Origin of the sequence: Lentilactobacillus hilgardii DSM 20176 = ATCC 8290 (assembly GCF_000159315.1) — a bacterium.
GTDB classification, from domain to species: domain Bacteria; phylum Bacillota; class Bacilli; order Lactobacillales; family Lactobacillaceae; genus Lentilactobacillus; species Lentilactobacillus hilgardii.
Window position 1 is genome coordinate 914,561 of sequence record NZ_GG669992.1, and the last position, 11,102, is coordinate 925,662.

Annotated in this window: 8 protein-coding genes and 3 pseudogenes; 9 read left to right on the forward strand and 2 right to left on the reverse strand. The window is 38.9% G+C overall.

Features of this window, described 5'->3' with window-relative positions; genetic code table 11:
- From HMPREF0519_RS14075 to HMPREF0519_RS04065, 3 genes are all read left to right on the forward strand, one after another.
- The coding region (locus tag HMPREF0519_RS14075) for a hypothetical protein (protein ID WP_003634853.1) at window positions 1-295 on the forward strand (295 nt) is incomplete at its 5' end.
- 769 nt (window positions 296-1,064) lie between these two features.
- Window positions 1,065-3,221, forward strand: a complete 2,157-nt coding sequence (locus HMPREF0519_RS04060) for a DUF5776 domain-containing protein (protein WP_225429139.1) — start codon at window positions 1,065-1,067, stop codon at window positions 3,219-3,221.
- A gap of 376 nt (window positions 3,222-3,597) precedes the next feature.
- Window positions 3,598-5,082, forward strand: a complete 1,485-nt coding sequence (locus tag HMPREF0519_RS04065) for a hypothetical protein (protein ID WP_233419311.1) — start codon at window positions 3,598-3,600, stop codon at window positions 5,080-5,082.
- A 734-nt stretch (window positions 5,083-5,816) separates the two neighbouring features.
- Here HMPREF0519_RS04065 and HMPREF0519_RS04070 read toward each other — a convergent pair.
- The gene (locus HMPREF0519_RS04070; RefSeq protein WP_003634858.1) at window positions 5,817-6,068 is read right to left on the reverse strand and encodes a hypothetical protein; all 252 of its coding nucleotides are present in this window, start codon (window positions 6,066-6,068) and stop codon (window positions 5,817-5,819) included.
- 382 nt (window positions 6,069-6,450) lie between these two features.
- On the opposite strand from HMPREF0519_RS04070, the pseudogene HMPREF0519_RS04075 reads away from it, so the two are divergent.
- The 3 genes and pseudogenes from HMPREF0519_RS04075 to HMPREF0519_RS04085 all read left to right on the forward strand — a co-directional run.
- Window positions 6,451-7,368, forward strand: a pseudogene (locus tag HMPREF0519_RS04075) (IS3 family transposase); the annotation flags it as partial.
- Between the two features lie 275 nt (window positions 7,369-7,643).
- Window positions 7,644-8,186 (forward strand): annotated as a pseudogene (locus HMPREF0519_RS04080) (GTP-binding protein).
- Window positions 8,162-8,848, forward strand: a complete 687-nt coding sequence (locus HMPREF0519_RS04085) for a GTP-binding protein (RefSeq protein WP_003634862.1) — start codon at window positions 8,162-8,164, stop codon at window positions 8,846-8,848. The pseudogene HMPREF0519_RS04080 and the gene HMPREF0519_RS04085 overlap by 25 nt, the downstream one beginning before the upstream one ends.
- Before the next feature lie 61 nt (window positions 8,849-8,909).
- Here the strand turns inward: HMPREF0519_RS04085 and HMPREF0519_RS14305 are convergent.
- A pseudogene (locus HMPREF0519_RS14305) lies at window positions 8,910-9,161 on the reverse strand (MarR family transcriptional regulator); the annotation flags it as partial.
- Window positions 9,162-9,590: 429 nt separating this feature from the next.
- Between HMPREF0519_RS14305 and HMPREF0519_RS04090 the strand changes: the two are divergent.
- The 3 genes from HMPREF0519_RS04090 (at window position 9,591) to HMPREF0519_RS04095 (ending at window position 11,012) form a co-directional block, all read left to right on the forward strand.
- On the forward strand, window positions 9,591-9,986 hold the full coding sequence (locus HMPREF0519_RS04090; RefSeq protein ID WP_040472666.1) for a Spx/MgsR family RNA polymerase-binding regulatory protein: 396 nt from the start codon (window positions 9,591-9,593) through the stop codon (window positions 9,984-9,986).
- Between the two features lie 137 nt (window positions 9,987-10,123).
- Window positions 10,124-10,333: a hypothetical protein gene (locus HMPREF0519_RS14310; RefSeq protein WP_225429140.1), complete on the forward strand. Its 210-nt coding sequence runs from the start codon at window positions 10,124-10,126 to the stop codon at window positions 10,331-10,333.
- A 7-nt stretch (window positions 10,334-10,340) separates the two neighbouring features.
- A complete protein-coding gene (locus HMPREF0519_RS04095) occupies window positions 10,341-11,012 on the forward strand; it encodes a tyrosine-protein phosphatase (protein ID WP_003634865.1) in 672 nt (223 codons plus the stop codon).
- Window positions 11,013-11,102 lie beyond the last annotated feature (90 nt).

The following is an 11,102-nucleotide window of genomic DNA, read 5'->3' on the forward strand; positions in this document are numbered from 1 at the left end:
TTTATCAAAAAATCATAATGAACTCAGAGCGCTTTTAAAAATACATGAAACTCCGATTACGTTAGAATCAGAGCTTAAACAAAAATTGGTTGAAACATGTCGAAAATATTTAAATCAGCAACGGATAAGCAATCAGTTTTCAATTGACTTCTTATCTCATTTCTATGGTCAGTTATCTGTTGCTTCAATCACTTTTGCACTGGATCACTATGATAATCAAGACTGGATGGCGCAGCAATTACAATTAATGAATGATATGCAACAAAATTTGCTTTTTAAAGTGCTTCCCGGGTGAGTTTAAACGTCTCCAAAAAAGATAAATATTGCTGTTACGGGAAAATAGTTTATTAATGTTAACCGTAATTATGCTTATGCTTTTTTCAGGGAACATATAAAAAGCTTTTTACGGTTTATTCAAAAAAAGGTTATCGGTTGTTAGAATAAGGATTGACTGAAAATTTTTAGGGTGAGTTAATAAGGTCGGTTCAAATTTTGTAATTATGAGACAACGTGGTGTTTTGAGACTTTTAAGAGTAGATAGTTACATTGCCGTAGATCCAAATGATTTAAAGATGGTTGCAAAAGCTATATCTCAATTTAAATGTTTACAAAACAAAACTAAGGAGGCAAGGAAGCTAAAATACTTTCCTGTTTTCTTTGTGCATAATATTAAGCAAAGCGTTTCTTTATTGACTTTTAAAAACCGAATTCCAGAATAAGCAGTTCTTTGCATTTTCAATGCGCTTGCTGCCCTTCTTAACGAGACGATCAAATAAATTCCTTAATAAATGTTCTTCGTTTCAATTACAATGACGGCTCGCTTGGTTTTAAGTAATGGTCGATTTGTGACGGCTAATCGGAATTTAGTGATCGTCGGTAGTACAGGGCTGCAAAAGATGATTAGAGCCAATTGAACATTGATTAGCTTTTTTGTGTAAATAAATAGACTATTAGAAGTTTACTAATATAAGCAATATTCTTTGAAACCCATGATAAACCCGTTATAATAAATGTATACCAGGGAAACTATTTAGCCTGTCGCGTAATTGAACGGGGGAGCCAACATGCAAGAAAACACACGGGGAAGTTCGGGACTTTTTAGAAAGCGCTTACAAAGGTGCCTGCTATCTTTCTTATTGGGAATGATCGTGGTAGCTGGGATGCTTTTTGGAATGAGTCTATCAACGACAGTGAGGGCTGAAGGTATTGATTCATGGATGCCTAATCAACAACTTCAAAATCTGGTCTTATATGATTTGAATCAACAGTATAAAAGAGATGGGAAACCCGTTTTAGCCAATGTCAATGAGATTACACAGGATAATATTAAGGATCTCAAGTCACTCATTTACTTTCCAGGCACCGGGGCTCAGGATCCAATCCTGACAGAACCGGTTGTTGGCGGTAATGGTTCACTTGGACCGACCAACCCGGGAAACTATTCACTTGAAGGGCTTCAATATGCAACAAATCTTGAAACCATTAACATGAATGAAAACTTAAATTATCAACACCAGTTTTTCCGTAATGATATCACGGATGTGAAGCCACTTAGCAAATTGGATAAGTTGCAGACACTTGAATTATCCGGCAACCGAATTACCGATATTACACCGGTTGCCAATTTACCAAAGTTGACAAAGCTAAATGTGATATCTAATTGTATTGCGGACTTCTCGTCATTGGATGGTAATAAATTCACAAATGGTCTTTCATATATTGGTCAACAGGTGGTATTACCGCCCGTTTATGCTAAAGACAATGCGTATAAGCTGATCGAACCATTTATAAATAAGCTGCCAAAGAACGCCAGGAATCCTTGGACCGGACAGACGCTTGTTTATGATCAGAAAAATCTGGCAGTGTCAACCGGCGGTGGCATGGGATACCGGATCGATGCCCGTAACGGGTCTGAGAGTCATGTTCAGGTTTTTCGGATCAGTGGCGCTGCATCGGTTTCAGGAAATGATTTTAACTATAACAATCTTAAAGCTCAAGTTAAGCCGGGGATTGATGTCGAAGATCTTTGGGGGAACAAGGCTCAAGTTGTTCAAAATCCGTACACGTATTATTTAATTGCGGATTACCGAATGGCGCCTGATTCGGTTCAGATACCGGTCATTGAATATTTGATTCCTTATGAAAGCACAGCCATCAGCGTGGAATACGTTATTGTTCCAGTTGATCAGGACGGCAAGCCGATTGCAGGTCTCACCCCGAAGAAGGGCAGCGGACTTCCGGGAGATGTCATCGAGGTACCGGCGTATGACGGCTATGAAACAAGTACCAAAAAGGTAACCATTCCGGAAAACGGCGGCAATATTAACGTCGTCTATTTGAAGAAATCTACTGGTGGTGACAATGGCAATACCGGTAACGGTGGCGGAACCGGAACAACACCGGGGCTGCCATCTACGCCGATCGGCCCGGCAAATCCGGTTGAACCTTCCAAACCGGAGCCGCCGACAACACCGGACAAGCCGTCAGAGCCTGAAACGCCACCGATTAATCCAGACGGTGAAATAGTCGCAAAGAAGAACCAGGCAGTTTACGCGGTCAATAAGATTTACTTGTATCAAAAACCGACTTTTAACGAAAAACAGCGACTTGCATACTATACCAAAAAGCCGAGAATCAACCGGCCGATGTTCGTTGTGACCGATTATGCCAGGTCCAAGAATGGTGCTTTGCGCTACAAGGTGAAAGATGTTAATCACAAATCGGCAACCGCAGGCAAAACAGGTTATATTACCGCTAATTCCAAGTATGTATTGCCGGTTTACTATCAGGGAAAGCATCGCACCATTACGGTGATTAATCCCAAGGGCGTTAATCTGCACCGGCAGAAGAACTTAGCCAACAAAATTAAAAATTATAAACAGGGAACTGTGTTGAAAGTTAAGCGATTGGAAACGCACAATCTGACCACTCGATTTGTCTTGACCAATGGCGGTTACGTCACTGCTAATCGTAAATTGGTCATTGCCGGTCAATACAAGTTTGCCAAACAGGTGAAGGCCAAGGGTGCTATTAATCGTTACAGTAACGTTAATCTCACCAAGAAGAACCGTCAGTATGGCAAGAAAACACAAAAAGTATTTAAAGTTAAGCGGGCGGTTTATTCCAGAACCCATGACATGAAGCAGCGAGGGACTCTGAGATATCAGGTTGCTGGCGGTTACATTACGGGAAATGCGAAGTACGTTAAAGTCATTAGATAATCAGAAGCTGGTTAAAATGGTTAAGTAAAGTCTGTTCCTATGTTTAAAATTTAATCATTAATTGAATAAGATCCAGTTAAAGGCTGAATGAGTTAGCTTTTAACTGGATTTTTTGCAACTTAATGACGTGATACCTCCTTTTTACGGTGCGTACTTAAAAGCATCATTAAAGTGAATAATCGTGTTTAGAGGAATTGATGTTAGAGATAAAAATGAGGGTGCGCAATTTACCCTTTTAAAGAAAGTCGCTGGGAATAATGGTTAACATTCGAAATAAGGTTTAACAAAATGTTAAAAGAGTTATAATTAGTTTTACGAAATGTACTTTATAATAGAATCAACAACGTTTTTAAAAAATGAAGAGAGGTGGTTAATTGTGCGATATGATCCACGGCGCATGAACAAGGTACAGAAGAAGAATCAGAGTCTTGCCGATCAACATCGGGATGAAGTTTTGGAGACCTTTAAGAAAAAGCAGAAAAAATTAGTGGCAAACGCTTTAAAAAAATCCCAAGAAGAACCGATTGAGAAGATTCATGAGGCACATCAACTAAAGCTTGGCAAGAAACTTAAAAAAGAAACTAAAGACAATAAGCGGTTAAAAGCCAAACTGGGACAAAATCAGATTGAACGAAGAACTGATCGCCAAAAGATCCGACAGTTAAAGGAAACGGTGGCGAATCTGGAAGCCAAAAGGACGAAACTTCAGGCTGACCTGTTGAAAGTCGAACACACGCAGACGGAAGCAAAGCAACAGGTCAAACAGTTGTATAAAGACAGGGATGGTTTGGAGAGAACCAACGAGGCCCAGAATAGACAAATTCAATCGCTTTTAGATATTAACCGCCGCGCAACAAAAAACTATCAAAAGCTCACTCACAGTATCGAAGGCCATGTACTGGCTTCCTTGCGCTCTCAAAATAGGTCAGTGATAAATGAGAACGAAGCCTTAAAAGACAAAATCAAGGACCTTCGTCAGCGGGTCGCCGACTATAAGCATCAGTTCAGGTTAAATAATCGGGTAAAACCGTCCGTCAAGAATGAGCCACATATTAAGCAGGTCTCTATTCAACGGTTAATCAGTGAATTGTTTTACAGACTTGATGAGTGTAATGCCAAGAGGTTTTTATCGATTCTACCATTGTATAACCGACTTGATTTTTTATTGAAAAAATCGATTGAAAATACCAGCTTACATATCGTGGATGGTGATTATTTACGTGATAACCAGCAAATCTATGGTTATGCCAAAATGGTTAATGATCAGTTGGCCTTTGTTTCCTTGGAGGGATCTGTTTTTCCAGATCTCAAGATTAAAGGAAACAAATTTGAACTCATTGAGAATGATGTTTATCGTGGCAACTATGATGCGGATGCGGACATTTTCGTGATTAATAAACATTATGCGGCACTATCCGAAGATAAAAGCCAGCTTGGTTCCAATAACTTTCAAAATGACCGTCGGGATAAGCGAACAGTAGGGGATGCGTTTTCTAAACGGTTTATGGAAGATCATCCCGACGCAAAATTGATTTTAGGCAACAAGACGGTTAGGATTGTGACCTGGTTTAAACAGATCAGTTATAAGCGCCTTTTTCAACCGTTTGACGTGCAGATCGACGTGTTGGATCCCAGTGAGCGGAGTGGCGACTTTATTTATCAAAGAATCGAAAATGTCGATACGGATTTGGCATTCATCCTGATTGAGGGGTCCCATCATGTTAACAGTCGAATCTATAAGGACCGCCCAGCGGCACATCCTGATAGAATTCGAATTTTGGACAATGCGTCTCCCAAAACATTGTTGGAAATGACCTATAATCATTTTAAATCCTTGGAAACCAGGCAAAATCAAGCATAAAGCCAAAATTAAAGAGACCATCAAAGCGTGATGCTTTTTGGTCTCTTATATACATACTAAGCAATTCATCTTTTTATTGACCCTTTAAAACCGAGTTCCAAAACAAGCGACCCTTTAAGCTGATCTTTGAATTTTCCGTGCGGGTGCTGTCTTTCTTAAAGTGACGACCAAATAATCTCTTTAGTGATGTCATATAAACGTCCTCCTTATCAATCGATATCAGTCACGCAACCAAACAGACGTGAATTAATCAACGCCTGAGAGGAAGTCTTTTCTTTCTCTCTATTTACAGTATAAGGCTACAATGATTAACTGCGTTCATAATTTGCTCAACTATTTTTAGAGCGTTCATTATTAAATAAAAAAATCCCTTAATTAATGAGAGACCATGTCGTCGCTGACGGTGTTAATTTTAAGTGAAAAATAGTGTTTTTTGCTCAGAATTAACATAATCATTTAGATACACTGACATGATTTTACAATCAAGGGAACGGTTTGATTTAGCAAATTTATAAACAGAACTATTAGAATAAAGCCCATGATGTGATGACCAAAACCGCGACAACTGCGATTAGCAACCAGCATATGGCGTCTTTATACCAAGCTTTTAATGGGGTACGCCTAGCTTTATCTGAAGCATTAACATTTCTATCCATTTAAAATCGCCTCTCAAAGTAATGAAAATTTGTAAAACATTTATAATAGGTTAACTAGGGTGAAATCTTGATGAATCCTTAGTTAACTGCATCCGCGGCTGCTGCCAAAGATTGAACACGATCCAACTTTTCGAGCAGGTCTTTATCGCTTAGCTTAGCGACCGTTCGCTTAACCGGCTTTTCACGAGCCGAGATCAGTTGGGAGATTAATTGGGGACTGCCTACGGAACTATACATATAACCAAAATCAGCGTGGATTGATTCTTCAAGGACATAGTTCACAAGAATTTCTTCGAGATGCTTTCGGGATTTTTGGCTTAGTTTATCCATATCTTAGGACCTCCTAAAATTATTATTACACAAATCAAAGTAAAAAACATAACGAATTCAAAGAAAAAGCCAACCGGCTAATTATTTATATAAAATGATGGTCAATCATTTTAAAGAAAACGCTTGTTGCTGTTTTGGAATAAGCTGAGCGATATTGACTTAACAGACTTACAAAAGCAGGTCCGACTTCAAACACTAAAATCATTTAAAAAGCGGTATGATATGAACAAATAAGGAATAAGACGCATAGCGTTTATAAGTTTTAGGGAAGTGGGTTCATGCGACGATATGAGCAAACTGAATTATTGACCGACTGGTTTCTTAATGACGATATCCGGCAGTCCTTTTTAAAAGTGTTTCGGCTGCTGGGAAGAAAGCAGCCGATTTGACCAAAAGAGAAATTGCCCAGTTTATTCTGGGGCTTCGGGACCAATTTGCGTTGGCAGATATTTTGCGAGCTCTGAAATTTCCGAAGGCGACCTATATGTATTGGCAAAAACGATTTAATCTTGGCGATCCGGATAAGGAGTTGGAAGATCAAATTTTATTGATTCATCGTCAAAATCCGGATTATGGGTATCGACGAATGACGATTGCAGTACGTGGCTATGGCATACTTGTGAACAAGAAACGTATTCAGCGATTGATGCGAAAAATGGGTATTCACGTAAAGGGATACTCAACTCATGTGTCAGAATACCGGAGTACATATCATTCCTATGAAGGGAAAGTGGGCTTTATTTGTAAGAATCGGCTTAGACGCCGTCTTCAGACACCAGTTTGTCATCAAAAAATTACGACGGATACAACGGAATTAGTCTATTTCGATCTTTGTATTGGAGAACCTGCAACCGTACACAGTCTTTATCTCGATGTTTTTCTGGATATGTATAACAGTGAAATCATTTCATATCGGCTGTCATCGGTTCCAAATGAGCAGGCCATTTTAGAAGGCTTGGATGAGGCCATTCGGATTACTGATGATTGCCGGTACCGGCGAACGTTTCATTCTGATCAGGGTTGGGGATACCAATCAGCGGACTATCATCGCAAGTTAAAGCAACATCGCATTTTCCAAAGTATGTCCAGAAAGGGGACCTGCTTGGATAATGCGATTATGGAAAATTTCTTTAGTATTTTGAAACGTGAGATGTATTATGGAAAAACCTTTCACAGTTACGATGAGTTGAAAACAGCTATCGATCGATATTTATATTATTACAATTATCAGCGAATTAAGGAGAAATTGGATTGGCAAAGTCCAGTGATGTACCGACTTAACGCAAATAATAGATCCTAGCTTCAGGGTCTGAGAATCTTACCACGATCAGCGTTGTAATTGTCAGGCTGTCAGTAATGAGGTTAAATTTCATAAATGTCAGCAAAGACAAGCATAATCCAGAAAACAAAGCCTGCTTTAATGTCCAAAAAGGACTGGATTTTGAAAAAAATATGGTAGGATCAAATAGCATTCATTACTATTTGGCTTGTAAAAGGATGTGCTTTGCTTGGATAACAGAATTCCAGTGACAGTGATTTTCCGGATACCTTGGTGCCGGGAAAACGACGTTGATTTTGCATTTACTAAAATGTAAGGAACATAGAAGAGTTGGCATTAACGTCAATGACTTGGCGACAGTTAATGTGGATGAAAAAATGATTGAAAAAAATCCATATTTCTCGCAAGCAGATCGAATAATTGCACTTACCAACGGCAGTATTAGTGGTAATCTTTGTCAACGGTTAGTGGATGCAGTCTATGATTTGGCAGTTTCGAGAGATTTTGATTTGATTTTGATAGAATCTTCCGGTATTGTTCAACCGGATATGGTTGCTAAATTTATTTCTCGAGGTAAGAACACAGATGGCCGAAGACTTTCAGATAGCTGTCGTTTAGACACCAACGTCACAATTGTGGATGGGTTCAGAGTTTTACAGCAATTTATGCCAGGTGTCGGTGAGTGTAATTAGGACTTTACCCAAAGCAATCAATTGATCATCAACCAAATCGAATTTTGCGACGTTCTCCTTTTTAATAAAACGGATCTTTTGACGAATGAACAACAACTGTATCTAAAAAGTTTATCCGACAATTGCAACCACAGGCTAAATTTTTAGAAACCAGATTTGCCGTGGTACCTGTCAGCAAAGTAGTGAATCCCCGGCTATTTGACGAAAAAACCGAACTTGAAGATTATGATCGTTCAGACGATTTAAGCCATCCTTCTGAACATCATGATTTAAAATTTGGCATTGCGTCGTTTGTCTACCGACGGCGACGACCTTTTAATCTCAAACGTTTTAATGACTGGCTAGACCAATGGCCGCCTGAGATCACGAGATGTAAGGACGTGATGTGGCTGATTACCCAACCTGAAAGAGTCTGCAATATTTCCCAATCCGGTTGGGCAATGGACATTATTCCCTCGGGATACTGGATTGCATCGATGAAAAAATGGGAAATAAAAAAGATGTTTACGGTTCGTAAATATCTTCGGGAAAGTTGGGATGAGCGTTTGGGTGACCGCATGATTGAATTGGTTTTTATTGGTCAAAATATGGATAAAGAAACAATTATTCATAACTTGGATGCCTACTTGATGCGTGAGGATGAGGTGGTGACACTCAGAGGCGATTCATTTAGGCTGACTCATCATTCCGATTGTGTGAAGTTGGGGTGGGTGAGTTTAGCTGCCGCATTCTCTGGATTAAAGTTGCGACATCTATTTTGGGATCGCATGCAAGGATATTGTTATTTAAATAATCTATTAGAGCACTGATATCCTTGGCGGCAGTTGTTCCTGATTCTGTCAGCTGCAAGGTATGGCTTCGTTTATCTACTGCAGCATGTTTAATTAAGTAACCGTTCTTTTCCAATGCGTTAACTGAGCGGGTGATGGTACTTTGGTTGAGTTTTACTAAAGATGAAAAATCATTTTGGATGATATTTGGGTTGTTTAATAATTTTAATAAGTAAAAATAATTATTGGCGTTAATATTTGGATATGAAATATGGTGGTTAAGATAATCTGTCATTTCATGGTTAAGTTGAGCAAGCTGTTGAATAAAATCCTGGTTTTCATCGAATGCCATTGCAATCTCCTTTCATTTATAAATCGAAGATAACGAAAAAAATCGGCAGAAGCAAGTCTTCTGCATCTTTTTGTTTTAAAAAATTTTTGGGGCCATTAAAAAGGGTGTTTTTGTGTTGGAATAATAAGGATGTTGGCCTATGATTAAAAGCTTCTATGAATCATTCGATATTTTTTTCGTTTGAGCGATTGTATTATTCAGTAAAGCGTGCTAAAGTCAAACTATTAAATTGTACACAACTAATTTATTTAATATTAAAAATAGATAGCTCTATTTTGATTAATGTTAAGTTTAGATATCACAATGTAAGAAATATCAATGAATAGATTAGCAAAGACCTATTTCACATAAATTATTAATGTGATACCATGTGTATATATTAAATTCGCTAAATTTTTTAATTGTCATCTTCGTGAGGAGGAGAGGCTTATGCTACATTTATTAGTGGCTCCAAGTAGTACTTCAAGTCGTAAAGCGCGTCAATGGTTAACCGAACACCATCTTGAGTTTGCAGAACGGGATATTTATCGGCGACCACTTCATGCTGATGAAATTAAGCAGATTCTCTGTTTAAGTGAAAATGGTTGTGAGGAGATTGTCTCAACCCGTTCGAATGCGTATAAGCGGGTAAAAACGGATCTTGATGCAATGCCTTTGTCACAGTTTATTGATGTGTTAACCAAGCATCCTGAAATGTTGAAGCGACCGATCCTCTTTAATGATGAAAAGTTATTGGTAGGTTTCAATGATGAAGAAATCCGAAACTTTTTGCCAAGGGAATTGCGCAAGAGAAATCTTGAAACGTTATTGAAAAAAAGTAGTTAAGATTTATTGGTATATTGAAGACTTTCGAGTAATCGTTTGTTTTTATACGACATCTTTACACGAAGTTTACCAGGCCTTTACTTCAACTTGATAACATGAACTTGTACCAAAAAATTGTCAGGGGAGAGTTATCCAAGATGAAAAAGTCAATTTTATCCGTGATGGTTGCGCTCACGTTGAGTTCGACCGGTGTTGCAATTGCGGCACCGATTCAAAATCAGGCGTCACCTACGGCAATTGCCGCTACAACCAAATCAGGATACGGTGCCGGCTCACAAATTAAGCTCAGTGGTGCAGTCAACGTTCGTGATCTTGGCGGATCGTACCAAGTCCGGGCTCAAGGTTAAGCCCAATATGTTAATTCGGTCTGCCAAGTTGAATACGCTAACCAAGCATGATCAACAGGTATTGACAAAACAACATCATTTGGCAGTAGATGTAGATTTACGGACACTTGCAGAAATGAAATCGGCACCCGATGTTAAAATGAGTGGTGTCACGTACGTTGCCGATTCGGTTGTGTCTGACAAGGAAAGCCAATCGAACGATAAAATTTTCGATAAGAATGGCGAACAAGCTATGATTGATTATTACAACTATTTTGTGAATTCTGCACAAGGTAGGGCTGCATACAAGAAGCTGTTCCATGAATTATTGACGGTTCCCAAAGGCAAAGCAGTTTTGTGGCACTGCAGTGCCGGTAAGGATCGTGCCGGCTTCGGAACTGCCCTTGTATTAACCGCTTTGGGGGTAGATAGAGACACAATCTATAAAGATTTCCTACTTTCAAACAAATACCGTAAACAGACTAATGATGCAGCACTCGCTGCGCTGAAGAAAAAAGGCGCCAGCAAGACTGAACTTATAAGCAATTATTATGGGCTGATTGTTGAGAAACAGTATTTGGATGAAGCATATAAGGCAGCAAACAAGCATTATGGGTCAATGAATGGATTTCTACACAAGGGACTTGGTCTAACCAGTTCCGATATTAATAAGTTACGCGCAAAATATTTAGAAAAATAAGATTAAAAGAATGATTGTACAAAATGATACACCAATTATATCCTTCAAATGTGATACATCGTTCGGGCAACGACCGACGATGTGTTTTTA

What these genes read in the sequence shown, in the direction of transcription:
- HMPREF0519_RS04060 (WP_225429139.1), top strand. Translation starts at nt 1,065, where the DNA reads ATGCAAGAAAACACACGGGGAAGTTCGGGACTTTTTAGAAAGCGCTTA.
- HMPREF0519_RS04070 (WP_003634858.1), bottom strand. Translation starts at nt 6,068, where the DNA reads ATGGATAAACTAAGCCAAAAATCCCGAAAGCATCTCGAAGAAATTCTT.
- HMPREF0519_RS04090 (WP_040472666.1), top strand. Translation starts at nt 9,591, where the DNA reads ATGCTACATTTATTAGTGGCTCCAAGTAGTACTTCAAGTCGTAAAGCG.
- HMPREF0519_RS14310 (WP_225429140.1), top strand. Translation starts at nt 10,124, where the DNA reads ATGAAAAAGTCAATTTTATCCGTGATGGTTGCGCTCACGTTGAGTTCG.
- HMPREF0519_RS04095 (WP_003634865.1), top strand. Translation starts at nt 10,341, where the DNA reads ATGTTAATTCGGTCTGCCAAGTTGAATACGCTAACCAAGCATGATCAA.